We start from the raw sequence: 25,113 nt of genomic DNA, 5'->3' as shown, positions 1-25,113 counted from the left end.
CGGCGCCCGGATTTCCCCGCACCTGAACGAGGTCTACTCGGACACACGGCCGGCTCCTGCCCGCAGGTGGTGGAGTTGGTGATGAGCTCGTTGAAGGCGGCGCCAGGTGGACGGGCGGCGGTGACAGGGCAGGCGGAGATGACGGGCACCGGCGAGGGAATGGCTGGCCGGGCAGGAGATCCGGTACGGCGTCAGGTGGTCGCCGGCGGCGCGTGACGGTGCGGTGGAACCCCGCGCCGAGTTGGGCGGGCACGGATGTGCGGCGAGGAGATGGCGGCGGGCATAGCGCAGGTGACGGTGCGCGGTGAGTCGGTGGCGTTGCCGGTGGGCGGCCAGGAGGTGGCGCCGAGCGCAGACCAGGTGCCCCTCGGTCGAGTGGCGGCGGCAGGTGCTGGACGCGCCGGCCAACGCCCAGGGGTCAGTCATAGCTGGCCTCGATCCACCAGTGGGTGTTCTGGACGGCGGCCAGCCAGGCGCGTCCGTCGGCGGTGACCAGCTGGAAGCGGGCCAGCCGGTTCTCGGCCTCCTCGTCCCACCAGCGTTCTTCCACCGGCCACGGGCCGGCCCAGGCGGTGACCGGATGCAACTTGTTGCTGTCGGCAACTTGTGGTCCGGGCAGCAGGCGGAAGGCGGCGGGAGCGCCGGACAGGCCGCCGCGGGCACTGACCGTGACCTGCCGCCCGTCGGCCGCCAGCACCTCCGCCGGACGCGGCGAGGGATAGACCAGCGTCGGCACCGGCACCGGCCAGCCGGAAGTGGACGGCAAGGGCAGCGGGGTCGTGGTGCGTGGCCGGCGGGACACGGGGGTGGAGGACTCCTGTCCGGAGGTGCTGGGCGCAGAGCGTGCGGGGGTGGAAGGCGAGGAGCGAAGGACAGGGACAGCGGACGCCGGGTCGGCCTCGGCAGCAACGAGCGCGGAAGCCACAGGCTTGGCGACAGGCGTGGGAGCCACCGGCTTGGAGGCGACAGGCTCGGAAGCCACAGGCTTGGCGACGGGCACGGAGACGACGGGCGGGGAAATCGCAGACACGGAGGCAGCACCCGGCGCGTACCCCGAGAGGGAATCGGCGTCGGGCACAGGAGTGGGCGGCGTGGTGGGAGCAGGAAGAGAACCAGGCCAGGGTTCGCTGGGCGGACGCGCGGGCGTGAGTGGATCCCCCCACGGGATCAAGGTCTGGCGTTCGGCGTAGCCGCGGCCGCCGCTGATCACCGGGGTGACCACGGCGCCGTGACCGAGCATGCTCTGGACACGGGACAGGGCGCGATGGATCCGTTCGTCCGGACCGCTTCCCCAGAGCGTGTCGACGTGGGCGCCGACCGGGTCGACCCGCTCGGGGACCAGGCGGAGGCGCACCACCGGTGAGGTCAGCTCGCTGGTCGCCGTACCGCTGCCTTGGAGTTGCCAGCGGACCCGGTCGACCACGTCGCCAGGGCCGAACCAGCGGGGATGCAACCACTCCCGCTCGTGCACCCGGCCGGACTCCGTCCCGACCTCGACGCGCAGGGTGGTGCAGACCAGGCCGAGCGCGGCCAGCCGGCCGACCAGCTCCTCCGCGACCGTGCGGACCGCGAACGCGACCTGGTCGACCCGGTCCACCGGTGGTTCGAAGTCGAGGGTGCGGGTCAGCTCGGGCGGAACCTCCCGGGCCACCACCCCGCGGTCGTCGTCGCCGCGGGCCAGCCGATGGGCGAACGCGCCGTCCGGCCCGAACCGGGTCAGCACCTCGGTCGCCGGGAGCCGCGCGAACGCACCGAGCGACCGCAGGCCGAGCCGCCGCAGCAGATCGGTGAGCTCCGGCCGCTCCAGCGTGTCGATCGTGAGCGGCGCCAGGAACTCGGCCGACCCGCCCGGCGGAATCACCCGCACCCGGGTCTGCGCCGACGCGGCCCGCGCGGCCTGCTCGGCGGCGAACGGGCCGTCCGCGACCCCGACCCGCCCACCCGGTACGTCGTACGTCTCCAGCCGGTCGAGCAGCTTCTCCGCCGCGGCCGGCTCGCTGCCGTAGTACCGGCTGGGGCCGCGGGCCTTCAGCGCGCACATGCCCGGGCGGATCACCTGGATGCCCGGGGTGAGCGCCTCCAGGCAGCTGATCACCGGGTCGAACGCCCGCGCGTCGACGACCGGGTCGTACTTGAGCACCAGCAGGTCCGGGCAGCGCGACTGCGCGTCCCGGGCCTGGAGCCCACGGCGTACTCCCTCGGCGCGGGCCGCCGCCGAGCTGGCCAGCACCCGGCCCTTCTGCAGGACCGCCAGGGCGGCGGACGGCGAGACCCCTTCCACCGAAGCAGCCGCGAGCACCGGCCAGTCCGGCACCCACACCACCATCGTCCGTTGTCCCACCTGCCGGGTGGACCCGGAAGCCTTGAACTGCGCCGCGATCGTCATCAGCCGACCGCCTCCTGCAACCAGCGAGTGCTGTCGTCGACCACACCGTCGACCGCGCCCTCGTCCACCGGCCGGATGGTCCCGTCGAGAGCCGGCAGCCAGAGCTGATGCCGCCGAGGCCGTACGGCGGCGCCGCGGCCGGTGACGGCGATCGTCGCCTGCCGGGCGGTGAGGTGGCCTTCACCGGCGCCCAGCCCGCTCCAGGTGCTGGCCTGGACCTCGAGCCGGGCTTCGCTGCCGGGCCACGAGCCGACGGCGATCAGCGTCGCGCCCCTGGTGCGGAGCCGGGCCGACAGCCGGGATGCCTCGCCCGAAGTGACCTCGCCCGGCGGACGGACCACCACCACGGTCAGGGCGTCGACCAGGGCGGCGACCACGCTCAGCCAGTCGTGCTGCGGGTCGGGGACGAGCACCAGGCGCTCGAGGTCGACCCCGAGAGCACGGGCCGCCTCCGCACCGAACGACGGCATCCCGACCACTCCGCACCAGGCGCCTTCGGCGGACGGGCCGGCCATCATCGCCATCACCAGGGCGCTGGAGCCGCGCACGGAGTACACCGCGCCGCCGCGCAGCGGAGCCCCGGACAGCAGTTCGGAGACGGCCGGCAGCGTCGGCAGCGAGCGCTCCGCGCCGGCGGTGTCGAGCGCCTGCTGGACCCGGGTCTCGGTGGTGCGTGGCGCCGAGACCGCTCGGGAGCGGGCGGTGTCGAGCGTCGGAAGAGCTGTCAGTACCCCGGACGGACTCTGGGCAGGAGGGGCCTCGGCTTCGGCTTCGCGGGCAGCTTTCTGGGCGTGGGCCCGGGCCAGCAGGTGGCGGGCCTGATCAAGGGCCGTGGCACGGCGGGCAGGCTTACCCCGGGCCGAAGCGGCGTCGGCCTGAGTCAGTACTGCCTGGTCTGCTGATGTCCCCGTCACACCACCATGTTCGAACACCTGTTCGACTCGTGTCAATCGAGCCGTCCACAGGTCGGCTCCGGGAGTCAGACCCGCAGGTCAGGGCGCCGAGCGTGGATCCAGGCGCCGATCGGCCCGGCCGGCCAGTCGGGATCGAAGGACCCCAGAGGGATCCCGATGTGCCGCTTTCCGGACGCCTGGTCGACCGGCATCGCGGCGAGTGCCTGCCGCATCACCGCGGGGATCCGGGCCGGCAACGTCACCGTCGACCACCCCTGCACCCCGTGGTCGGCCATCGACGCCTGCACGGTCTGCGGGACCGCTCCGGCATGCAACCGGCGCCGCGGCGTGAGTTGCACGTTCACCGGGCCGATTCCGGTCACGTCCGCCCAGGCCACCTCGTGCACGACTCCCCCACCGGCCTGCCAATGGATCCCCCGGTCGTCGAGCCGCAGCACGTTGGCTTCCGTCAGCCGGTTGAGCTTCAGCATCAGGTACGTCACGGCGGCGATCGTGCCGATCGCACTCGCCAGGATTCCGACCACCAGCCCGCCGAGCGACCCGAGCAGCAGAAGCACCACCGCGAACAGCACCAGCAGGCCCACCATCGGCAGCAACGCTCGCCCGCGGGTTTCCGGAACCATCCGGAGCTCGGCAGGCCCCGGCACACCGGCGTACTGACTCATCGTGGCGAGCCTACAAGCCACCTAGACTCGCCTGCATGCGCCGAGTCGACCACCCACGCTTCCGGGCCGCGGTCGCCGAAGTCGAAGACAGCATCGACGCGGCCTGGCGGCAGTTCCGCGCAGACGCCGGTACGACGGACGACCAGACCCTGGCCGAGGTGGTCCTGCAGGACCCGGCCGAGTTCGAGTGGCGGGTCGTCGACGGCGCCCTGAAGCAACTGCGCTGCCAGGACTGCGGCGAGCAGCTCGGAGCCGGCCCGCTGGACTGCCATCGCTGCGAGCTGGCCAACGGCTACCGCTTCGCCGCCCGGGAGACCGACCGCACCCATGTTGCCGCAGGCAACGAGCATGCCATCCGGGTCGCCTCGGCGGTGGCCCGGACCCGGCACCGCTACACCGCGCGGGCACGCTGCGGGTACGAGCTGCTCCTGCCCGACCTGCTGGCGGGAGTACTGCCGACCACACCGCAGGCACAGCGGTTCAAGGCCCTGATCAACAAGCTCAGCGACGACGAGCTCGAGCAAGTGATCCACCCGGACGAACTGCTCCGGCTGGACTTCGCATGACCGATCCGATCGAGGCCGAGGTCGTCCGGCACCACGAGGACCTGGCCCGCTGGCTGGGCAGCGAGGCGGAGGACGGGCTGCTCGACACCTTCCGCCGGATGCACCACCCGGAGTTCAGTCTGGTCGCCATCGACGGCGCACGGGTCGACCTGGCCGGGCTGAGCGACGCACTGGCCGGTGCACGCAACGCCGTACCGGGACTGACGATCGGGATCGAGCAGTTCGAGCTGGTGATCCGGACCGGCCAGGTGGTCGTCTGCCGGTTCCTGGAGCGGCACTCGGTCGGCTCGTCGCGACGCGTCACCGCCGTACTGGTCCCTGACGAGTCCGCCCGGTACGGCGTGCGCTGGCTGAGCGTGCACGAGACGGCGGTGCCCTGACCGACCGGCCACACCCTAGGGTGGGCGGTATGCCGAGAGCGATTGCCACCAACACCAAGGTCGACCTCGACGGACTGCTGGAGTTCGTCCGTCCGCGTCACCACATGCTGCTGATCACCACCCGCCAGGACGGTACGCCGCAGGCCTCGCCGGTGTCGGGCGGTGTCGACACCGAGGGCCGGATCGTCATCTCCTCCTACCCCGAACGGGCCAAGAGCACCAACGTGCAGCGCAACCCGCAGACCAGTGTGATGGTGCTGTCCGACGACTGGAACGGCGCGTGGGTGCAGGTGGACGGCACCGGTGAGGTGATCCTGCTGCCGGACGCGGTCGAGCCGCTGGTCGACTACTACCGCTCGATCGCCGGCGAGCACCCGGACTGGGACGAGTACCGCGAGGCGATGCGCAAGCAGGGCAAGTGCCTGATCCGGATCACCCCGACCCGCTGGGGCCCGATCGCCACCGGCGGCTTTCCGGCCCACCTGGCCGACTGACCCGCCCGCTCACTGCTCCTTGGTGTACCGCCGGGCCATCGTCTCGCTGATCCGGCGGAACGCACCTTCCAGGTGCTCGCGCAGCGCCGCGTCCGCGCCCTGCTCGTCGTGCGCCAGGCAGGCGTCCAGGATCGCCTGGTGCTCGCGCCGGGTCTGCTCGATCCGCGCCTTGGTCTGCCGCGACCCGAACCGGTAGCGCTCGCTGTTCTGCCAGACCGGCTCGATCGCGCGCGGCAGCCAGCGCGACCCGCCGGCCCGGTAGATGGCGAAGTGGAACTCGGTGTGTGCCTGCCGGGAGGCGATGATGTCGCCCACCTTGGACAGCCGGACGTGCTCGGCCAGCGCCGCCTTGGCGACCACCGCGTCGGACTCGGCGAACCGGGTCGCCGCGGCGCGGACCGCGAGCGTCTCCAGCGCCAGCCGGGTCTCGTGGGTGTCGCGCAGGTCCTCCATCGACAGCTCGCGCACCCAGGCGCCCTTGTGCGGGACGATCTCGACCAGGCCGAGCGCCTGCATCCGGCGCAGCCCTTCCCGGATCGGCATCTGGCTCATGTCCAGCCGCTTGGCCAGCTCCTCCAGCCGCAGGGCGGTCCCGCTCGGCAGCTCGCCGGACAGGATGAGCTCGTGCAGCTCGGCAGCGGCTTCCTCGGCGAGAGTGCGCCTGCCACTGGGCCCCCCGGGCGTGAGCTCGAGTCGTCGGGTCATCGGGTGTGGGCTGCCTCTCTCGTCCACTGCATACACGTCTGGGAGGTAACCGTAGCGGTGCGGAGGCCCGCGCGGGGGTTCCGGCGGCGGATTGCCCGCCGCGCCCCCATGCGACCGCGTACCGCGCCGGTCGTGCAGCCGGCCGCCCGACCAGCGGTCCAGCCTTTCATCGCGGCCGCCGCCCGTCCACTACTCAGCGCAGCCGGGTCAGGTCGAGAAGCACCCGCCGCTCCGCCGTACCGCCGACCAGCCGGTCGAGTGCCTCGTCCACCCGGTACGCCGGAATCATGTCCAGCTCCGGCGTGATCGGCGCGGGTGCGATGTCGGCCAGGACCTGGGACACCGTTCCGGCCTCGATGGTCGTCCGCTGCATGTTGACCGGCAGCACTCGCAGGTCCCGCCCGATCAGCTGGTGCAGGTCGAGCGTGGCGAACTCGCCGGCCGTGTAACCCAGTACGGCGATCCGTCCGCCCGGCGTGATGTGACTCATCACTCCACTGGTCACCGGACCACCCACTGTGTCGATCACCGCGTCACACCACGGCAGCTCCCGGCCGACCTGGCCCAGCTCGTCCACCCGGACCACCTGGTCCACCAGCCGGGTCAGCAGGTCCACGGAGTCGCCGGAACGGGCCAGACCGATCACCTTGCCGGCCCCGGCGGCTCTAGCGACCGCAGCACACAGTCGCCCGACCAGACCGGTCGCGCCGGTGACCACGACGGTCTCACCGGGGACGACGCCGGCCACTCGCCGTACAGCGGTGTGGGCGGTCAGGGCCGGTGCCAGCAGGGCCAGCGCCTCGGCGGTGTCGAAGCCGATGGGCAGCGCGTGCACGGACGAGTTCGGCACCACCGCCATCGAGCCCCAGGTCCCCTGCCGGGTGACGCCGACTCCGCCGCCGCGGATCACCACCCGGGTGCCCGACGGGTACAGCTCCGAGTCGACCACGACACCGCCGCCTTCGGACCCCGGCACGAACGGCGGCTGCAACTGCTGAGCGAGCTTGCCGGCCAGCACGGTCCGGTCGAGCTGGGTCACCGAGGCGACGTCCATCTCGACCAGCGTCTCCCCCGGTCCGGCGGCCAGCTCGACCTCCTCGGCCTTCAACTGCTGCCCAGGCCCGTAACAGCGCAGCACCGTGCTCTGTCGCGCGCTCATCCACCCACCCCCCTCGTGCCCGTCGCCCCCGGTTGGGTTTGATATCTGATCACATCTTGCGGCTGCGCAAAAGTCCTCCTCACGCCGACCGAACCCCCTGGCCGAGCGGACGGGTCAACGCCTCGGCCGCCTGCGCCCGGCGCGGATCCACCCGGTCGCTGCCCATCGGGAACGGCCAGTCGCTGCCGGCCAGCACGTCCCCGAACGTCGACTCCAGCAGCGGCAGTACGGCCGGATCGTGCACCAGGTCGTCGGCCACGAACCGCTGCAGCGCCTCGGCCACCGCCAGCGTCGGCGCCTCGATGCCCGGCCGCTCGGTGTCGATCCCGCGCTGCCACCGCCCGGCCAGCGCGGCCGTCACGCCGCCACCGTGGCACAGGCAGAACTTGATCCCCGGAAACCGCGCCGGTACGTCGGTGAAGACCAGCTCGGCCGCCGCAAGCCCTGTTTCGTAAGGGTTTCCGAGCAGGTTCGACAGGTAGAACGCGTCCAGCCGCCGGTCCGTGCTGTGCCCGGGATGGACCAGAGTGAACGCGTTCAGCCGGTCCAGCACCTGCCAGACGGCGTCCAGCCCGGCGAAGCCCGGCGTACCGAGGGCGAAGCCGCTGAAGACGCCCTCCTCCCCCAGCGCCGCGGCGACCGCCGGAGCGCTGGCGTGCAGGAGCGGGACGTGAGCCAGCACCCGCAACCGCGGCCCGGCCAACTCCCGGAGCCCCTGGTTGAGCAGTGCGGTCCACTCCACGCCCTGGTCGTAGCGGAACAGCGCAGGCGGTACCGACACCACCGCGCCGTCCAGGTCCTGATCACTGACCCACTGCAGCAGCGCGGCCGGGTCGGCGAGCTTGCCGAGCGGCAGCCGGTGCTGTCCGTCGACCACCAGCGAGTTGCCCTCGACGGACAGGCCGAAGTCGCCGCTGCGGGCAGCAGCCAGCACAGTGGGCGGTATCAGATGCGTGTGGACGTCCCAGCCGGCCATGTCAGCGTGCGTCCTCGTCGTTGTCGTAGAAGGACGGCCGCTCCGGGTAGTGCGGGCCGTCGTACACCTCCAGCAGGACGGAGGTCTCCTCCGCGCGCGTCGGCCCGTGCACGACGCCCTTCGGGTTCCAGTAGAAGCTGCCCTTGGTCAGCGTCGTCCCGGTCGGCAGGTACACGTATCGCCCGGACAGGCAGAACATGAACTGGTTCGACGCGTGCTTGTGCTCCGACGGGATACCCGACCCCTGCTCGAACCTCACCAGCGCGATCGACGCCTCGGTCTCCGGATCCCGCCACAGCATCTTGTGCGACAACCCGTCCAGCGACTTCTCGACCCAGTCCAGGTCGTCGGTCTGCAGCAGGATCTCGCGCAGCGGTTCGTCGAAAGTCATGACGCCTCCCGGGGAACAGGCCGGCCGGTCATTCGCGTGTAGAGCTCCTCGGCGACACCGGGTGCCGCCGGAGCCACAGCCGCGATGTGGCCGTCGGGCCGGATCAATACGACGCTGTCCGCCGGTACGCCGTACCGGTTGGTCGCGATGCTGCCAGGGTCGAACAGTGACCGGTCGCGCAGCCCGGAGTCGTGCGGCGCGTCCCACCGCGAGACGGCGTAGTGCCGCAAGGCCGGTGAGTCATTGACCGGGATGTCCGGGCGGCGGCGGACGTCGGTGAAGTACAACGCGACGAACGAGTCCCGGCACAGGTCGTGGATCGTGACCCGGCCGGTCTGACTGTGCAGCGCCAGGTCCGGTGCGCGGTCTCCGGCGCGCACGGCCGGCGGCGTCGTACCGGTCGCCACCATCGACCAGTCGCCCACGCCCTCCACGTCGAGCCGGACGCTGAGCAGCGTGCGGTTGTACGCCGTCGCCCACGCGCCGGTGTCCTCGGTGACCGCACCGCGCTGCAACGCCATGTACTTGCGCGCGGCCTCGGCCATCTCGCCGGAGCCCTCGACCGCCACCGGCCGCTGCTCCTGCTCGTACCCGTCCAGCAACGACGGGTCGGCCCAGCCACGGTGCACCCAGGCCAGCCGCCACGGCAGGTTCGACGCGTCCAGCGCACCGGTGTTCAGGCCGAGCGCCCACATCGGCGTGATCAGGTGCGCGGCGTCGCCCATCAGAAAGACCTTGCGGTCCTTGGTCCACTGCTCGGCGACCCGGTGGTGCACGTTGTAGACGACAGTGCCGAGCAGCTCGATCCGGTCGACCTCGCCGATGAACTGCTTCACCTTCACCAGCAGGTCCTCCGTGCCCGGTGGCTCCGCGCCGGGCGCCAGCGGGAACAGGAACCGCCAGTTGTCCGGCTGACGGATCAGCACCATCCACTCGGCGGCGTCCGCGAAGTAGGCGAGGTACGGGTAGTCGCGGGCGTTGTCGACGTCCAGGTCGACCGCGACGTCGATCAGCATGTACCGCTCGGGCAGGGTCTCGCCGACCACCTTGACCCCGAGCGCGTCCCGGATCTTGCTCCGGCCGCCGTCACAGGCCAGCAGGTACGACGCCTCGAGCTCCTGCGGACCGTCCGGTGTGTCCAGCTGCAGCACGACCCGGTCGTCGCGTACCTCGAACGAGGTGAGCCGGTGCTGCGTACGGACCGGCTGCGGCAGCGCGTCGGCCAGCAGCGGCTCCATCAGCTGCTGCGGCAGGTTGATCACGAACGGGAACTGGGTGTCGTTGACCAGCTCGGCCAGCTGGACCGAGGCCCGGGGCGTGTTGGTGGCCCGGTCGATGTCGCCGATCTCGTCGATCCGCACCGCCGCGCCCAGGATGCCCTCCACCGCGCCGTACCGGTTCCAGATCTCCAGAGTGCGGCTCAGCGTCGTACCGGCCTTGGTGTCGGAGGACAGCACCGCGTCCTCCTCCAGCAGCACGTACGGCACGCCGTAGTGCGCCAGGCCGAGTGCGGTGGTCAGGCCGATCGGCCCGGCGCCGACCACGGCGACGGGCAGTTGCTGGTCAGTCGAGGTCACTCATCACTCCGTGAGGTCGGTCAACCGGGCGAAGGCGCGCTCCCGGGTCAGCTGGGACCCGGTCATCGCGGCCGCGTCGGAGAGCAGGAACAGCAGCGGGCCGACGACGTCGGCCGGGTCGCCGATGCCGGTGGTCTCCCGCCAGTGGTCGAGGTCGGCACCGGCGTTGGCGGCCCGGAACTGGTCGGTGTCGATCACACCGGGCGCGACGATGTTCACCCGGACCCGGTGCTCGGCCACCTCGGCCGCCAGCGTCCTGGCGAAGGCGGTCAGCGCCGCCTTGCTCGACGCGTACGCCGCCGCCTGCGGGAAGCCGGTCGCGGCCAGGCCGGAGGTGAACACCACGACCGAGCCGGCCGACCGCTCCACCATGTGCGGTACAACGGCCTGACAGACCCAGACCACGCCGTCCAGGTTCACCTGCAGCGTGCGGGTCCAGTCTGCCGGGTCCATCTCCAGTACGGCGGACCGCGGCTGCACCGCCGCACCGGCGACCAGCCCGTCGATCCGGCCGTGCCGCTCGACCACCGTGCCGACCGCCTTGAACACCGCGGGCCGGTCGGACACGTCGACCTCGACGTACTCGACCCGCTCGTCGGCCGGCGGGCTGACGTCCAGCACCACCGCCGTACCGCCGTGGGCGACCACAGCCGACGCCAGCGCGGCGCCGATGCCGTGCGCACCACCGGTCACGACCACGACCTCGCCGGTCGCGTCGAAGCTCACCTTCATGACGACGTCCCCTTCTGCTTCGAGGTCATCGTCTCGGTGATCCGCTGGACCGCGCCAGCCAGGTGGTCACGCAGCGCCTGCTCGGCGGCGTCCGGGTCCTTGGCGACGCAGGCGTCCAGGATGGCCTGGTGCTCCCGCCGGTTCTGCTCGATCTGGAACGGCGTCTGGCGGCTGCCGAACCGGTAGCGCTCGCTGTTCTGCCAGACCGGCTCGATCGCGCGGGCCAGCCACTGCGAGCCGCCGGCCCGGTAGAGCGCGAAGTGGAAGTCGGCATGCGCCTGCCGGGCTCCGATCGAGTCGTCGGCCCGGCACATCCGCAGGTGCTCCTCCAGCGCGACCACCGCCTTCTGCTCGTCCTCCAACCCGAAGTGCTCGGCAGCAGCCCGTACGGCGAGGCTCTCCAGCGCCAGTCTGGTCTCGTGGGTGTCGTGCAGGTCCTCCAGCGACAGCTCGCGGACCCAGGCTCCACGATGCGGGATGATGTCGATCAGCCCGAGCGCCTCCAGCCGGCGCAGCCCTTCGCGGACCGGCATCTGGCTCATCTCCAGCCGGTTGGCCAACTCGACCAGCCGCAACGGCGTACCGCTGGGCAGCTCACCGGACAGGATCAGCTGGTGCAGCTCGGCCGCGGCGGTCTCGGCGAGCGTACGGCGTCCGCCACGACGGCCACCGGGCAGGAGCTCCAGCCGGCTGGTCACGTCAGCTCCCGGTAGACCAGCGTGTTGCGTAGCTCGCCGATCTTGTCCGACCGGGTGACGACCTCGTCGCCCTCCTTCAGGAACACCTGCGGCTCGCGGGCGTTGCCGATGCCGGACGGCGTACCGGTGAGCAGGAGGTCGCCGGGGCGCAGAGTCATACCGAAGGACAGCTCACTGATCAGTGTGGCGAGGTCGTAGGCCATCTGCTTGGTCGAGGCGTCCTGCATGACCTCGCCGTTGAGCAGGCACTGCAGCCGGACGTCCTGCGGGTCGCCCAGCTCGTCCGGCGTGACGATCCACGGGCCGAGCGGCATGGTCGCGTCGATGCTCTTGCCCTTGAGCCACTGGCCGCCGTGCGCGCGCTGCAGGTCCCGCTGCGACACATCGTTGGCCAGCGTGTAGCCCCAGACATGGTCCAGCGCGTCCTCGACCTCGATGCTGCGGCCGGTCCTGCCGATCACGAGCGCCAACTCGGCCTCGTAGTCCCACTTGGCCGACAGCGCCGGGTCGTAGGCGATCGGGTCGTACGGACCGACCACGACGTCCGGGCCCTTGGTGAAGAACGTCGGGTGCTCGGGCCGGTCGACGTCCTGGCCCTCGCGCTTGCCGCGGCTCTCTTCGAAGTGGTCCCAGTAGTTCCAGCCGGTGCAGAGGATGTCACGGCGGAACCGCCGGATCGGCGCCCGCAGGTCCTGCTCCCGGAAGGGGATCCGCTCACCGGTCAGCGCCGCGTCGGCACCGGCCTCGATCACGGCCACCAGGTCGTCGTACGGGAGCAGGACGACCTCGTCGCCGTCCAGTACGCCGGGCCGCTCGCCACCGGCGTACGCCACTGTCACGAACCGCATGTCACACCCACTCGACAGAACGCATTTCGATCACCTGCCTTCCTCATGCGATCACCGCGATCGCGGAGATCTCGATCAGGTAGTCGGGGTGGGCCAGCTTGCTGACCTCGACCATCGTCGAAGCGGGCAGCGGCTCGTGGAAGTACTGCGCCCGGACCTCGTGGATCTTCGCGAAGTCCTCCATGTTGCGCACGTACACGTCCACCCGGCAGACGTCGTCCAGCGTGCCGCCGGCCTCGCGGACCGCGGCCTGCACGTTCTCGCACACCTGGCGGGTCTGCTCGCTGACGTCGCCGACCCCGGCGATGCTGCCGTCGGGCCGGCGCGCGGTCATCCCGGAGACGAACACCAGCCGCCCGGTCGCCTCGATCACGATCGCCTGCGAGAACACCCCGTTCGGGCTGCGCAGCGCGGCGCTGGTCAGTTGGGTCTTCGGCATCAGTTCTGCACCCCTCCGGTCGGAACCACGGCGCCCACCGCGCGGGCCGCCGCCAGCAGACCGTCCAGCCCCGACCGCTCGATCAGGACTCCGGTCCGCCGCTGCTGCCGGGCTCGATCCGCCTCGATCTCCCCCGGCAGGTACACCCGGTCGACGCCGGGCGCGGTCGCACTGCCGCGAACCCGCTCGGCCAGCGCCGACGACCGCTGCCGGAACCCCTCGATCCCACCCAGCAGCTCCGGGTCGATCGCGAGGAACAGGTGGGCGCAGTCGTTCGGCCGGTCCGGCTCCCGGTACAGCGGCCGGACCTGCTCCCCCCAGCCGCCACCACTCAGTACGCCGGTCAGCACGTCGATCATCAGCGCCAGCCCGAACCCCTTGTGGCCCGCCGCCGGCAGCAGCATGCCCAGGACGGCGTCCTCGGGATCCGTGGTCGGCAGGCCCGACGCGTCGGTCGCCCAGGTGTCCGGGATCGGCCGCCCGGCCGACGCCGCCAGCCGGATCTTGCCCAGGGCAACGGCCGACAAGGCCATGTCCAGCACGATCTCGGCGCCGGCCTGTGTCGGTACGGCGATCGCGAGCGGGTTGTTGCCGACGATCCGCTCGGCGCCGCCGGGCGCGGGCATCAACGGCGTCGTGTTCGACATCGCGATACCCAGCCGGCCCACGTCGGCGGCCTGCACGGCCCAGCGGCTGGCGGCGCCGAAGTGGTGCGCGTTGCGGACCGAGACCAGCCCGATCCCGTACCGGCCGGAGCGTTCGATCGCGAGCCCCATCGCCCGCGGGCTGGACAGCTGGCCCATCCCGCCGCGGGCGTCGGCGACGATCGCCGCGCCGGCGTCGTGCAGGATGTCCAGCTCGCGCTCCCGGGTGACTCCCCCGGCGTTCAGCCGTTCGACGTACATCGGGACGAGCATGACGCCGTGCGAGCTGACGCCGCGCAGGTCCGCCTCGACCAGCGAGTGCGCGATCTGGGCCGCGTCGGCGGGCTCGAAGCCCAGCGCGGTGAACACCGCGGACACGGTCGCCTCGAGCCAGGCCGGGCGCACCAGCACCCGGTGGTCGGCGTCCGGCGTCTGGGTGGTCACCGGGTCTCCTCGGCCCAGGGCAGCAGCAGGTGCTCCAGCAGGACCAGGCCGTAGAACAAGACGATGCTCATGATGCTGAGCAGGCCGATCGCGGCGAAGGCCAGCGGGGTGTCGGCCGAGGCGCCGGAATTCCAGATCACGTAGCCCAGGCCCTCGGTGGAGCCGGCGAACTCACCGATCACCGAGCCGATCACGGCCAGCGAGATCGCCACCTTGAGGCCGGTGAAGATCTGCGGCAGCGCGTAGGTCAGCCGGAGCTTGAAGAACTCCTGCGTCCGGCTGGCCTTCAGCGACCGCAGCAGCTCGACCAGTTCGGCCGGCGTCGACTTCATGCCCTGCGCGGTCGAGATCACGATCGGGAAGAAGCAGACCAGCAGCGCCATCATGATCTTGGGCAGCTGGCCGAAGCCCATCCAGACCACCAACAGCGGCGCGATCGCGATCTTCGGGATCGCGTTCACCGCCAGCAGCAACGGGTAGACCAGCCGCTCGAGGATCGCCGAGCGCACGATCAACAGCGCGATCGGGATCCCGACCACGATCGCCAGCCCGAACCCGGCCAGCGACTCGACCAGCGAGACCCAGGTCTGCTGGAGCAGGTAACCGGGCTGCTCGAGGAAGCGCTGCAGTACGTCGTACGGGCTGGGCAGGAGGAACTGCTTGATGTCGAAGACCACGATCACCAGCCACCACAGGGCGATGGTCGCGATCACGCCGACCACCGGCAGCAGGATCGCGCTGGTGCGCGAGGTGGTCAGCCAGGAGGAGCGGGTTCTCATCGGGTCGCCTCGGGAGCGTCCACGGGGTGGGTCTTCTCGGCCAGCAGACCGTGCAAGCGGCCGCTGATCTCGGCCACCTTGCTCAGGTGGGCGTTGGTGCCCAGGCTGCGCGGCCGCGGGATGTCGATCTCGACGATCTCGCGCAGCCGGCCCGGCCGGGGCGTCAGCACGACGACCCGGTCGGCGAGCAGCACGGCCTCCTCGATCGAGTGCGTGACGAACACGATCGTGGTGGCCAGTTCCATCTGGATCCGCTGCAGCTCGTCCGACATCTCGGTCCGGGTCAGCGCGTCCAGCGCCGAGAACGGCTCGTCCATCAGCATCACCTGCGGCCGCCGGATCAGCGACCGGCACAACGACACCCGCTGCTGCATGCCGCCGGACAGCTCGTGCGGCAGCCGGCGTTCGAACCCGGACAGGCCGACGAGCTCCAGCAGCTCGTGGGCCCGGTCCCGGTACTCCTTGCGGCCGCTGTCGCCCCCGGAGATCTCGACCGGGAGCATCACGTTCGACAGCACCGACCGCCACGGCAGCAGCGCCGGCCGCTGGAACATGAACGACACGTCCCGCCGCGGCCCGGTCACGGGTTCCCCCGCCACCGTGACCGCGCCGTACGTCGGCGGCAGCAGTCCCGCGATCAGCCGGAGCAGTGTGGACTTGCCACAACCGGACCGGCCGATCAGCGTGACGAACTCGTTCTCCCGGACGTGCAGGTCGATGTCGTCGAGCGCCTGGACCCTGCCCCCGCGGCCCTCGAAGACCTGACCCACTCCGCCCAGCTCGATCATGGTCAGCCCTTCGGTGCCAGCGCGTCGTTGACCACGTCGGCCGGCTTCATCGAACCCTTCGGCTTGACCGCGTCGGCCTCCTCGAGCAGGTTGATGATCTTCTGCACCCGGTTCGTGTCGACCTCACCCAGGGCACCGTTGAAGTCGTCCGGCTTGACGTACGGCTTCATCAGCTCGAGTTCCGCGGTGGCCACCTCGAGATCGGTGTTCGGCACGTATTTCTTCAACGTCTTGGCCGCCGAGGCCGGGTCGTCGATGGTGTCCTGCAGACCCTTGAGCAGCGCGGTGGTGAACTTCTTCACCTGATCGGGGTGATCCTTGGCCAGATCGTCCCGGGTGATGATCGCGTTGCCGTACAGGTCCGGCAGCAGGTTGCCGTACGGCAGGACGACGGCCTTGCGCTTGTCCGGGTCGGCCTTCTCGACCAGCGGCACCCCGACCACGAACTGGCCGATGCCGTCGACCTTGCCGGCCGCGAGCAACTGCGGCAGCGCGGGCGGCGGGTTGGCGACGAACTTGGTGTCGGCCGCGTTGATCTTGGCCGCCTTCGCGTAGACCGGGAACATCACCTGGTTGGTGGAGCCCGGCTGGTCGCCGATCCGCTTGCCCGGCAAGTCCTCGGGCCGGTTGATCTTGCCGCCCTCGAGCGCCACGATCGCGGCCAGCGACTTCTGGTGGATCATGCCCACCGTGGTGACCGGCAGCTTCTGGTTCCCCAGCGTGATCACGGTGGCGGTGAAGTCACCGATGCCGTAGTCGGCCTGACCGCCCGCCACCAGCTTGAGCACGTCGACCGTGCCGCTGCCCGGAGTGATGGTGACGTCGAAGCCGGCGTCCTTGAAGTAGCCCTTCTCCAGGGCGACATAGGCGTAGGCCTCGCGGCCGAAGGTGTTGAACGAGGTCAGGTAACTGACCTTCTCCAATGATGCGTCCCCGTTCTGGCCAGCCTTGCTGTCGTTGCACCCGCTCACCAGAGCAAGTGCGAGGACCGCCACCCCAGCGACGGCCGAACGTCTGAACCTCATACTGGATTTCTCCTCTCCGATATTTGATCAAACATCAAATATGGAAGAGCGGTCAATCGGCCCCCGGGGACTTCACAGTGTCTTTACGTCCACCGTGGCGGGTCCCCTCAGAACCCTTGTGCCGCCCGTCCTGGAGCCGTTTCCCCATGCCTGTCCGGTCCGGACGGGCAACCCGCCCCGACCACAGACCGTACCCGCCCGGACAGCAGATCGCGACGTCCGAAAGGGTCGAATATGTGCCTTCCGCGACAAATTTGGGTAAAGCCGCTACCGACTGTGATCCAGGTCATGAGGGCTGTTTTGTTTGGCGTCGCCTCCGGCGCCGCGGGTCATGGGGCTTGATCTCCCGGCCTTGGCCGCAGCCGCGCACCATCCGCGTGGACCATCCACCCACTCACACGCCCGCGCCGCGTCTCCCACCGCTCACTCCCCCGCGCCGCTCACTCCCCTCCGGAGAGGGAGGGCGCTCACCCTCGAGAGGGAAGGCAGCGGACCTCGGCTTTGACAGGATGGAGTGGTGGCGAACGTGCTGTTCCGCGGGTCGACGTACCTGCGCTGGGTGTACCTGCTGCTGGGTGCTGCCCTGGTGCTCGCGTTCATCCTGGTCGACAGCGCACTGGTCGCTCTGGTCGCCAGTCTCGGGCTGCCGCAGATCCCCACCGTGTTGCTCGATGCCGTGCTGATTGTTGCCCCGCCGGTCCTGCTCGGGCTGCTGCCCGCCGTGCGGGAGGTCGAGGGCATCGCGGTCGAGTCGCTGCTCGGGGTTCGGTTCGAGGAGCGGCCGCTCGGCCCGTCCCGCACCTGGCCCCAGCGCCGGCGGACCGCGCTGTGGTTCTGCCTGCACCTGATCACCGGCGGCTTCGTCGGCGTGCTCAGCACGATCGTCGTCGGCCTCGGCGCGGTGTTGCTCGCGGCCCCTTTCCGGCAGCCGGGCCGGCACGAGCTCGTGCCGGGCATCGACTACCACGTCGCCGGCAGCTGGACCGACCTGTGGATGCCGGCCGCGGCGGTGGCGGCGACGATCGCCCTGATGCTGCTCTCGGCCCCGATCGGCGCGCTGCTCGCCTACACCGCTCCGCGCATGCTCGGCCCGACCCCCGCCGAGCGGATCGAGCTGCTCGAACGCCGTACGGCGACCCTTGCCGAGCGCAACCGTCTCGCCCGCGAACTGCACGACAGCGTCGGCCACGCGCTCAGCCTGGTCACCCTGCAGGCTGCCGCCGCGCGACGAGTACTCGCCACCGACCCAGCCTTCGCCGAGACGGCGCTCGCCGCGATGGAGACCTCGGCCCGGGCCGCGCTGGCCGACCTGGACCACGTGCTCGGGCTGCTCCGCGACGACCGCCGGCCCGGTTCCGAGACCGCGCCGCAGGCGACGCTCAGCGACGTCGCGCGGCTGGTCGAGGCGACCCGCGCGGGTGGGATCACCGTCGAGGTGCACCGCTCGGGCGACCTGTCGACGCTGCCGGCCGCGGTGTCTCGCGAGGCATACCGGATCGTCCAGGAGGGCCTGACCAACGCGATCCGGCACGCCGGGCGCCCGGCCGACGAGGTCGAGGTGGACCTGTCGATCAGCCTGGACTCGTCCGGGCTGCTGCTCGAACTGACCAACCCGGTCGCCGCCGTACCGGCTGCCGAGGGTGACTCCACCCGCGGCGGCCGAGGGCTGGCCGGGATCCGTGAAAGGGTCGCCGTACTGCGAGGAACGGTCGAGGCCGGCCTGGACGGCGGCCGCTGGCGGCTGGCGGTCACCTTGCCGGTGGCGGTGACGACGAAAGGATGAGTGTGAACATCTCGGTGGTCGTGGTGGACGACGAACCGCTGATCCGCAGCGGGCTGCGCGCGATCATCGACGCGGAGCCCGACCTGACGGTGGTCGGCGAGGCCGGTGACGGGGCCGAGGTCCTGCCGCTGGTCCGGCGGACGGGCGCGGACGTCGTCCTGATGGATGTGCGGATGCCCGCCCTCGACGGCATCCAGGCGACCCGGCTGCTGCTCGACGCCCTCGATCCCGCACCGCGCGTGCTCGTCGTCACCACCTTCGAGAACGACGACTACGTGTACGACGCGCTGCGCGCCGGTGCGTCCGGGTTCCTGCTCAAGCGGACTCCGCCGGACGACATCATCGCGGCGATCCGCACGGTCGCGGGCAGCGAGTCACTGCTGTTCCCGGAGGCGATCCGCAGCCTGGCGCTCGCGCACCTCGATCATCAGCCGAGCAAGCCGGCCGGGCTCGACCAGTACGACCTGACCGAGCGGGAGCAGGAGGTGCTCCGCCTGATGGCGAAGGGGCTGTCCAACGCGGAGATCGCGGGCGAGCTCGTGCTCGGCGTACAGACGATCAAGACCCACGTCGCCAACCTGCTCAGCAAGCTGGGCGCCCGGGATCGCACCCAGGCCGTCATCCTCGCCTACGAGTCAGGCTTCGTCCCGCTGCGCTGACCCGGTCCCGACTCGGCGCCGGGACTTCACTGGGTGGGGAGTTCTCCGTGCTCGGCCAGCGTGCAGGCGTTGGCCACGGGGTCGACCGCGTTCGCCTGCTGCGCGACGCGCTGCAGCAGCATCCGGAAGACCATGCGTTCGCCGTCGTCCAGGCCGCCCATGACCTCGTTCTCCGTCGCGCGAAGGCGGCGTTCCAGGTCGCAGAGCAACTCCGCGCCCTTGGGCGTCGCGACGATCAGCCGCGCCCGCCGGTCCGCGGGATCCGGCTGCCGCTGCACGAGCTCAGCCTTCTCCAGGTCGTCCAGCAGGTAGGTCATCACCGTCCGGTCGATCTCCAGCTGAGTCGCCAGGTCGAGCTGCCGCTTCGGCCCCTCCGCGATCGCTGTGGCGAGCACCTGGTAGCCCCGCGGCCCTCCGGGTACCTCCTCCAGCGCGGCCGCGCTCTGCTTCGCGTACCGCCGGAAGACCACGCCGAGCGCCCACCCGAGGTCGGCCTCCACGGATGTTCCGCGGACCCCTCCGGTGGTGCTGACGTTCGCTTCGGGCGTCGGGCTGCTCACGCCTCCATCGTACGTGGTGTACGCCACCCGGAATACGATCTGACTTGAAGATGTTCTGTCCGACAGACTATCTTCGGTACAGCTCACTCCGAGCAGTCCCCTCTGGAAGGAACGACATGACCACCCTGCTTCGCATCGACGCCAGCCTCCGGCTCGACGGCTCCGTCAGCCGAGCGCTCGCCGACAGCGCCGAGGCGGCCTGGAAGTCCGAGCACCCCGACGGCGTCGTCGTCCGCCGCGACCTCGGACTGCACCCGATTCCGGCCGGCGTCTGGCCCGCCCTGGTCACCGACCGGTTCGGCTGGCAGGCGCCGACCGACGCCGACTTCGTGGACCCGTCGGAGGCCAAGTCCATCGCCGCGGACGCGATCGCCGAGTTCAAGGCCGCGGACGCCGTGCTGCTCGCGGTCCCGCTGTACAACTACGGCATCGCCTCGCACGTGAAGACCTACATGGACGTGCTGCTCACCGACCAGGACCTGATCGCCGGTACGGCGGTCGCCGGCCGGCCGATCATCTTCACGCTGGCCCGCGGCGGCGGCTACGGCCCGGGCACGCCGAAGGAAGGCTGGGACCACGCGACGCCGTACCTGAACCGGATCTTCGGCGAGGTCTTCACCATGAACATCCGCACCGCGGCCGCCGAGCTCACGCTCGCGCCGGTCACGCCCGGCATGGAGGAGCTGATCGACCTGTCCAAGGTCTCCGAGCAGGACGCCCACACCACCGCCGGCGAACACGCCGCCGAGGTCGCCCGCGCCCTCACCAGCACCGCCGCCTGACCCGCGTCCCGTTCCCCGAGTGCCGAGCTCGAGCCGGCACTGGGGGCCGTCAGGCAGTCAGGCAGTTCGCCAGGACGAGACCGTGACGGACAGGGTCACGTCCATCGGATCAGCCAGTACGCCGATCCGCTCCGCTCGCGCTTGCTTGTCGACGTGCCGCGCGCTGGGTGTCATCCCGACCAACTGCTCGATCGCGCCATGGTCGAGCCGCATCGTCGTCTCGACCACGCGCTGCTCGACCCGGTCGAATCCCGCGAGCGACTCGACCAGCCGGCGTTCCTTCTCCCCGTCGACCGACACCATGCCGAGCACGTCGATCAGTTCCCCGAGGTGCGCTTGGTTGGGCGTCACGACCAGCAAGGTCCCGCCCGGTGCCAGCACTCGCGCCATCTCCCCCGCGTTCCGGGGCGCGAAAACGTCGAGCACCACGTCCGCCACGCCGTCCCGTACCGGCAATTCCTGCCAGGCGTCGCCGACCACGGATCCGATGCCCGCGTCCACTTTGGCCGCGCGCCGCGCCGCATAGCGAGATACGTCCACCGCAATCCCCCGCCAGCCGGGCTGCTGACCACTCGTCTCCAGGTAACCGGCGATCTCGCCTTCCTTGCGGCGCTCAGGATCAGCGACAACCTGGCCGCGATGGAGGTCCGGCAGCTGGGTTTTGTTCCCGGCTTCGAGAACGCCAGCCAGGTAGTACGCCGTACCGGCTCCGACCTCGGCGACCAAGGGGGCTGCGCTCGTGATCGGCGGCAGGCTTTCGATCAGGGCGTCGCGGATCGGCTCGTACCAGCCTTGAGCCAGGAAGACGCTGCGCGCCTCGACCATCTCGGCGCTGTCGCCCTCGATCCCGTTGGATGCCGAGGGCAACAGATTGAGGTAGCCCTGCTTGGCCAGGTCGTAGGCGTGCCCTTGACCGCAGCGCGCCGTCCGGTCGGCCAGCTGCAGTCCGTCGGCACAGACCGGGCAGCGCAAGACGGAGACCAGATCAGCACGCACCGGGCCATTGTCCCCCGCCGGTTCACCCGTTGACGTCGCGGCTGGTCAACCGGGCCCAGGCGGCCGCGTAGAACACTGCCAGGTAGGCGCCCTGCATCAGCAGGTTACGAATGATCGCGTCCCAGTACGGCGGGTCCCGGAGCAGGTCCGCGAACGACGTCCAGCCGTACATCAGCAACCACGGGTGGATCTCGTCGATCTGCGGAATCGCGCCCAGGATCCCGAACACGATGAACGCCCCGAACGTCGCCGCCATCGCGGCCAGCGGCGTCGAGGTGAGCGAGCTGACGAACAACCCGATGCCCGCGAGCCCGAGCAGCGAACCCGCGATCAGCACCGCGATTCCGAGGGCCCGCAGCAGCCCGTCCGTGAGTGACACCGTCGTGCCTGACAGCAGAACGACGTCGCCGACCGGAAACAGCACGAACCCCGCGATCAGCCCGCCGAGCCACACCGTCAAGGTCGCCGCCAGGCAGAACACCGCGAGCGCGACCATCTTCGCCGCGAGCAGCCGTGACCGCCCGGCCGGCGCGGTCAGCAGACTGCGCAGCGTCCCGAGACTCGACTCACCGGCCAGCGACTCCCCCGAGATGACTGTCACCGCGGTCGGCAGGAAGAACGGCAACGACAGACCCAGACTTGCCACGATCAGGAAGAACCCGTTGCCGGCCACCTGCCCGATGAACCCTTCGGCGTCACCCGACGACCCTGACAACCGGATCGCGACGCCGACCAGCAGCGGCACCAGCCCGAGCACCGCGAGCAGCACCCACGTCCGGGCCCGCCCGAACACCAGATGCAACTCCGCCACGAACAACGCCAACGTATGCCGTCCAGCTCCGGGCCGCTGCGCCAACGCCGGCCGCTGTCCTGACTTCGACGTTCGCGCCACGGCCTGTACCTCACTCGGCGACATCGAAGCCCTCCCCGGTCAGCGCCACGAACGACTCCTCGAGACTCGGCCGCTCCAGCCCGAACCCGTGCAGCCGTACGTCGGCCGCGACCAACGCCGCCGCCAGCTTGTCGATCGGCAGATCCCCCGGATCACCCTCGACCGCCGGTACGCCGTCGGAGTGGTCGCCCGGGTTGTCACTCTGCCGGCGAAGGTCTGCGACGCCGAGTCCCGCCAGCGTCTGCTCGGCCCGCTCCAGATCCGGCGTCCGCACCACCAACCGCGGCCGCAGCTCGGACCGCAGCTCAGCCATCGTCGATTGCCGCAGCAACTGCCCGCGGCTCATCACCGCAGCATGCGTGCACAACTGCTCGACCTCGGCCAGCAGATGGGTCGAGGTGAAGATCGTCGTCCCGTCGTTGGCCAGCTCGCGAATCAGCGAGCGCACTTCGCGAGTCCCTTGCGGGTCGAGTCCGTTGGTGGGTTCGTCCAGCACCAGCAACTCCCGCCGCTGCATCAACGCCACCGCGATCGCCAACCGCTGCCGCATGCCGAGCGAGTAAGCCCGAACCTTCTTCTTGGCGGCGTTCGACAGCCCGACCCGCTCCAGCGCCTCGCCGGCCCGCAGCTTCCGGGTCTTCGGATCGGCGGTCCGATCCGCCGCATCGAACCGCAGCAAGTTCGCCTGCCCGGTCCAGAACGGATAGAACGCCGGGCCCTCCACCAACGCACCCACCCGAGGCAGCACCGCCAGCTGAGCCTTGGGCATCGGCTCACCCAGCAACTGCACAGTTCCCGAGGTCGGCGCGATCAGCCCGAGCAACATCCGGATCGTCGTCGTTTTCCCCGAGCCGTTCGGTCCGAGGAACCCGAAGATGCTTCCCGCCGGCACCTCCAAATCGATCCCCGCCACCGCCACTTGCCCACCCCGGAACCGCTTGGTCAGCCCCCGCGTGACAATCGGCGCCGGGCCGTCCCCGAACAACACGGGCTCAACAGATGAGGAATAGGCACGCCCGCCACGTTCTGCGGCAGCACCCGCCGACGCCGACGCGACAGGCGCGGACCCGGCCGACGCCTCCCCGTCAGGCGCGGACCCAGCCGACGCCGACGCGACAGGCGCGGACCCAGCGGGCGCGGACCCGGCGGGCGCGACATCCGCGGATGACCCGGTCTCCGCCTCAACCGTCAGCCCCAACCCGGTCCCCTCGGACGATCCACTCGGGGCGTCCGCGGCTGGATCTGGCACGGCATCCCCGCTGCCGGTATCCCCAGCCGAATCGCTGCCACCATCGGCGCTTTCCGCATCCGATGCCGGACCTGGCACAGCACGCCCGGAGCCGCTATCCGCAGTCGGCCCGGCGTCCGCAATCGGCTGGCTGCCAACGGCGGCGCTTCCCGCATCCGGTGCTGGACCTGATGCGGCGGCGCTTCCAGTTCCGGGATCCGCAGTCGGCCCGGTCCCAGCGTTTGCAGTCGGCTGGTCCCCGCGATCCGACATCGGCTCCGATCCGCCGCCCGTACCCGGACCAGCCCCCGGCGCCGTGGTGTCGTCCGGCCCGGTGGCTTCCGGTCTGGCTGGGTCGTCGGTGGCGTCGGACTCGGCGGTCTCACCTGCGTCCGAGTCCCCGCCTGGGGGCGGTGTCGTGGCTTCGGCGTAGGTGGCCGGGTCGGAGTCTGCGGAGGGGCAGCCGTCAAGGGACTCCGCTGGTTGGTTGGACACGATCAGCGGGGGGCCTGAGGTGCGGCGGCGGCCAGGGTGTCGGCGGTGACCAGGCCGACGAGGACTCGGCCGTCGTCGGTGATCAGGGCGCTGACCATCTTGCTGGTGAGGATCTTGCCGGAGCCCCACGAGCCCTGGACCGTGCGGGCGTTGGCCAGCAGCTGGTCGAGCGGGCCGTTGCCGGGAGTGAACTTCACCCCGCGGAAGACCGCGATCGTCTCCCAGCCCTCGCCGATCACCGTCGGGCGGTCGGCCGCGGCCGGCTTCTTCGGGTCGGCCTTCGGCAGCGCCTTGGGGGTCGAGTGCTTCTTCGGTGTGATCGCCGGCAGCGTCTTCTCGGTGACCTTGACGCCCTTCGGCGGCGTGAAGGCGAACGTACTCGCCGCCGGTACGTCGAACGACACCGACGAGAACCCGACCTGCACCGCGGGATCACTGCCCGTCCGCGGCAGCACCGTCACCTCGAGCGGCACCCAGGTCTTCGCGTCGATCGCCAGCGTCACCGACCCGACGGTGGTCTTGTCGGTCTTCGGCACCAGCCGCAGCTTGTACGCGTCACGCCCGGCGACCGACTCCGTGCCGGTCACGTCGACCGCCGTGCTCGGGTCGATCGCGGCCAGGAACTTCTTCGCCACCGCCTGCGGGTCGTACGCTTCCCGCTCGGGCGCGACCTCCGGAGCGGCGGGGCGGGCCGGCAGCGCCAGCTTCACCGCCTCACGCTTGGCGGAGTCGTAGGCCCAGGCGGTCTTGCCGTCGGTCGTCAGCACCCGCTCGGCCATGTTGTCCAGCACCGAAACCCGGGCCTTGTCCGGCCCCGCGAAGGCCACCCGCGCGGTGTGCTCCCCGGTCAGCAGGTCGGGGATCTGGCTCTCACCGTCGACGCCGGGCAACGCCGGCAGGCCGAGATCCGCGGCCGAACGCACCGTCCCGCTCAGTCCGTCGACCTTGGCGGTCTGCACCTTGGCGAGCAGGTCCTGCGCCGTGATGCCTGGTAGATCGGGAGAGGCGTCCGCGACCACTGGCCCGAGCGCACCCACGCCCGCCACCACCGCGATTGCCGTGACCGGAACCAACCATCGTCGACTGCGCCTCGCTGCTCCCATGTCCT

The 25,113-nt window shown here is 70.8% G+C and carries 27 protein-coding genes; 6 read left to right on the top strand and 21 right to left on the bottom strand.

Going from position 1 to position 25,113, the window contains the following annotated elements; genetic code table 11:
* Window positions 1–418 precede the first annotated feature (418 nt).
* The 3 genes from ACQPXM_RS18395 to ACQPXM_RS18385 all read right to left on the bottom strand — a co-directional run bounded on the left by ACQPXM_RS18395 (window position 419) and on the right by ACQPXM_RS18385 (window position 3,965).
* On the bottom strand, window positions 419–2,386 hold the full coding sequence (locus ACQPXM_RS18395; protein WP_432950171.1) for a DNA polymerase Y family protein: 1,968 nt from the start codon (window positions 2,384–2,386) through the stop codon (window positions 419–421).
* A complete protein-coding gene (locus ACQPXM_RS18390) occupies window positions 2,386–3,300 on the bottom strand; it encodes a hypothetical protein (protein WP_432950169.1) in 915 nt (304 codons plus the stop codon). Before ACQPXM_RS18390 ends, ACQPXM_RS18395 begins: the two co-directional genes overlap by 1 nt.
* 65 nt (window positions 3,301–3,365) lie before the next feature.
* On the bottom strand, window positions 3,366–3,965 hold the full coding sequence (locus tag ACQPXM_RS18385; RefSeq protein WP_432950167.1) for a hypothetical protein: 600 nt from the start codon (window positions 3,963–3,965) through the stop codon (window positions 3,366–3,368).
* A gap of 35 nt (window positions 3,966–4,000) precedes the next feature.
* Here ACQPXM_RS18385 and ACQPXM_RS18380 point away from each other — a divergent pair, with 35 nt between their 5' ends.
* The 3 genes from ACQPXM_RS18380 to ACQPXM_RS18370 are packed head-to-tail and all read left to right on the top strand — an operon-like array spanning window position 4,001 to window position 5,405.
* Window positions 4,001–4,531 (top strand): hypothetical protein, encoded by a 531-nt coding sequence (locus ACQPXM_RS18380; RefSeq protein ID WP_432950165.1) that lies wholly within the window; start codon window positions 4,001–4,003, stop codon window positions 4,529–4,531.
* Window positions 4,528–4,911 carry a hypothetical protein gene (locus ACQPXM_RS18375; RefSeq protein WP_432950163.1) on the top strand — a complete coding sequence of 128 codons (384 nt, stop codon included), beginning with the start codon at window positions 4,528–4,530 and terminating at the stop codon, window positions 4,909–4,911. Before ACQPXM_RS18380 ends, ACQPXM_RS18375 begins: the two co-directional genes overlap by 4 nt.
* A gap of 29 nt (window positions 4,912–4,940) precedes the next feature.
* Window positions 4,941–5,405 carry a PPOX class F420-dependent oxidoreductase gene (locus ACQPXM_RS18370; RefSeq protein WP_432950161.1) on the top strand — a complete coding sequence of 155 codons (465 nt, stop codon included), beginning with the start codon at window positions 4,941–4,943 and terminating at the stop codon, window positions 5,403–5,405.
* A gap of 9 nt (window positions 5,406–5,414) precedes the next feature.
* Here the strand turns inward: ACQPXM_RS18370 and ACQPXM_RS18365 are convergent, their stop codons facing one another.
* The 13 genes from ACQPXM_RS18365 to ACQPXM_RS18305 form a co-directional block, all read right to left on the bottom strand.
* The gene (locus ACQPXM_RS18365) at window positions 5,415–6,110 is read right to left on the bottom strand and encodes a GntR family transcriptional regulator (RefSeq protein WP_077016555.1); all 696 of its coding nucleotides are present in this window, start codon (window positions 6,108–6,110) and stop codon (window positions 5,415–5,417) included.
* A gap of 193 nt (window positions 6,111–6,303) precedes the next feature.
* Window positions 6,304–7,269, bottom strand: a complete 966-nt coding sequence (locus ACQPXM_RS18360; protein WP_432950158.1) for an alcohol dehydrogenase catalytic domain-containing protein — start codon at window positions 7,267–7,269, stop codon at window positions 6,304–6,306.
* A gap of 79 nt (window positions 7,270–7,348) precedes the next feature.
* A complete protein-coding gene (locus tag ACQPXM_RS18355) occupies window positions 7,349–8,245 on the bottom strand; it encodes an amidohydrolase family protein (protein ID WP_432950156.1) in 897 nt (298 codons plus the stop codon).
* Between the two features lies 1 nt (window position 8,246).
* On the bottom strand, window positions 8,247–8,636 hold the full coding sequence (locus tag ACQPXM_RS18350) for a cupin domain-containing protein (protein ID WP_344170386.1): 390 nt from the start codon (window positions 8,634–8,636) through the stop codon (window positions 8,247–8,249).
* Window positions 8,633–10,213 carry an FAD-dependent monooxygenase gene (locus ACQPXM_RS18345; protein ID WP_432950154.1) on the bottom strand — a complete coding sequence of 527 codons (1,581 nt, stop codon included), beginning with the start codon at window positions 10,211–10,213 and terminating at the stop codon, window positions 8,633–8,635. Before ACQPXM_RS18345 ends, ACQPXM_RS18350 begins: the two co-directional genes overlap by 4 nt.
* A gap of 3 nt (window positions 10,214–10,216) precedes the next feature.
* Window positions 10,217–10,945 carry an SDR family NAD(P)-dependent oxidoreductase gene (locus ACQPXM_RS18340; protein WP_432950152.1) on the bottom strand — a complete coding sequence of 243 codons (729 nt, stop codon included), beginning with the start codon at window positions 10,943–10,945 and terminating at the stop codon, window positions 10,217–10,219.
* Entirely contained in the window at window positions 10,942–11,643 is a 702-nt protein-coding gene (locus ACQPXM_RS18335; RefSeq protein WP_432950150.1) for a GntR family transcriptional regulator, read from the bottom strand. The genes ACQPXM_RS18340 and ACQPXM_RS18335 overlap by 4 nt, the downstream gene beginning before the upstream one ends.
* Entirely contained in the window at window positions 11,640–12,491 is an 852-nt protein-coding gene (locus ACQPXM_RS18330) for a fumarylacetoacetate hydrolase family protein (RefSeq protein WP_432950148.1), read from the bottom strand. The genes ACQPXM_RS18335 and ACQPXM_RS18330 overlap by 4 nt, the downstream gene beginning before the upstream one ends.
* Window positions 12,492–12,534: 43 nt before the next feature.
* The gene (locus ACQPXM_RS18325; RefSeq protein ID WP_432950146.1) at window positions 12,535–12,930 is read right to left on the bottom strand and encodes a RidA family protein; all 396 of its coding nucleotides are present in this window, start codon (window positions 12,928–12,930) and stop codon (window positions 12,535–12,537) included.
* Window positions 12,930–14,018: an Ldh family oxidoreductase gene (locus tag ACQPXM_RS18320; RefSeq protein ID WP_432950144.1), complete on the bottom strand. Its 1,089-nt coding sequence runs from the start codon at window positions 14,016–14,018 to the stop codon at window positions 12,930–12,932. The genes ACQPXM_RS18325 and ACQPXM_RS18320 overlap by 1 nt, the downstream gene beginning before the upstream one ends.
* A complete protein-coding gene (locus ACQPXM_RS18315) occupies window positions 14,015–14,797 on the bottom strand; it encodes an ABC transporter permease (RefSeq protein ID WP_432950142.1) in 783 nt (260 codons plus the stop codon). The genes ACQPXM_RS18320 and ACQPXM_RS18315 overlap by 4 nt, the downstream gene beginning before the upstream one ends.
* Window positions 14,794–15,585 carry an ABC transporter ATP-binding protein gene (locus ACQPXM_RS18310; RefSeq protein WP_432950140.1) on the bottom strand — a complete coding sequence of 264 codons (792 nt, stop codon included), beginning with the start codon at window positions 15,583–15,585 and terminating at the stop codon, window positions 14,794–14,796. The genes ACQPXM_RS18315 and ACQPXM_RS18310 overlap by 4 nt, the downstream gene beginning before the upstream one ends.
* A gap of 2 nt (window positions 15,586–15,587) precedes the next feature.
* Window positions 15,588–16,610, bottom strand: a complete 1,023-nt coding sequence (locus ACQPXM_RS18305; protein ID WP_432950138.1) for an ABC transporter substrate-binding protein — start codon at window positions 16,608–16,610, stop codon at window positions 15,588–15,590.
* Window positions 16,611–17,127: 517 nt separating this feature from the next.
* Here ACQPXM_RS18305 and ACQPXM_RS18300 point away from each other — a divergent pair.
* Together ACQPXM_RS18300 and ACQPXM_RS18295 are read left to right on the top strand one after the other, a co-directional pair.
* A complete protein-coding gene (locus ACQPXM_RS18300) occupies window positions 17,128–18,393 on the top strand; it encodes a sensor histidine kinase (RefSeq protein ID WP_432950136.1) in 1,266 nt (421 codons plus the stop codon).
* A complete protein-coding gene (locus ACQPXM_RS18295; protein WP_432950134.1) occupies window positions 18,390–19,052 on the top strand; it encodes a response regulator in 663 nt (220 codons plus the stop codon). Before ACQPXM_RS18300 ends, ACQPXM_RS18295 begins: the two co-directional genes overlap by 4 nt.
* 26 nt (window positions 19,053–19,078) lie before the next feature.
* Here the strand turns inward: ACQPXM_RS18295 and ACQPXM_RS18290 are convergent, their stop codons facing one another.
* Window positions 19,079–19,612, bottom strand: a complete 534-nt coding sequence (locus tag ACQPXM_RS18290) for a MarR family winged helix-turn-helix transcriptional regulator (RefSeq protein WP_432950132.1) — start codon at window positions 19,610–19,612, stop codon at window positions 19,079–19,081.
* A 116-nt stretch (window positions 19,613–19,728) separates the two neighbouring features.
* On the opposite strand from ACQPXM_RS18290, the gene ACQPXM_RS18285 reads away from it, so the two are divergent.
* On the top strand, window positions 19,729–20,394 hold the full coding sequence (locus ACQPXM_RS18285) for an FMN-dependent NADH-azoreductase (protein ID WP_432950130.1): 666 nt from the start codon (window positions 19,729–19,731) through the stop codon (window positions 20,392–20,394).
* Window positions 20,395–20,451: 57 nt separating this feature from the next.
* Here the strand turns inward: ACQPXM_RS18285 and ACQPXM_RS18280 are convergent, their stop codons facing one another.
* The 4 genes from ACQPXM_RS18280 to ACQPXM_RS18265 all read right to left on the bottom strand — a co-directional run bounded on the left by ACQPXM_RS18280 (window position 20,452) and on the right by ACQPXM_RS18265 (window position 25,042).
* Window positions 20,452–21,390 carry a putative RNA methyltransferase gene (locus tag ACQPXM_RS18280; protein WP_432950128.1) on the bottom strand — a complete coding sequence of 313 codons (939 nt, stop codon included), beginning with the start codon at window positions 21,388–21,390 and terminating at the stop codon, window positions 20,452–20,454.
* A gap of 22 nt (window positions 21,391–21,412) precedes the next feature.
* The gene (locus ACQPXM_RS18275) at window positions 21,413–22,201 is read right to left on the bottom strand and encodes an ABC transporter permease (RefSeq protein WP_432950126.1); all 789 of its coding nucleotides are present in this window, start codon (window positions 22,199–22,201) and stop codon (window positions 21,413–21,415) included.
* 91 nt (window positions 22,202–22,292) lie between these two features.
* A complete protein-coding gene (locus ACQPXM_RS18270; RefSeq protein ID WP_432950124.1) occupies window positions 22,293–23,270 on the bottom strand; it encodes an ABC transporter ATP-binding protein in 978 nt (325 codons plus the stop codon).
* Window positions 23,271–24,007: 737 nt separating this feature from the next.
* The gene (locus tag ACQPXM_RS18265; protein WP_432950122.1) at window positions 24,008–25,042 is read right to left on the bottom strand and encodes a LolA family protein; all 1,035 of its coding nucleotides are present in this window, start codon (window positions 25,040–25,042) and stop codon (window positions 24,008–24,010) included.
* Between the last annotated feature and the right edge of the window lie 71 nt (window positions 25,043–25,113).

Origin of the sequence: Kribbella sp. CA-253562, assembly GCF_050942265.1 — a bacterium.
Taxonomy (GTDB): Bacteria; Actinomycetota; Actinomycetes; order Propionibacteriales; family Kribbellaceae; genus Kribbella.
The sequence above is the reverse complement of the archived record's forward strand: the minus strand, read 5'-3'. Positions and strand labels throughout refer to the sequence as shown.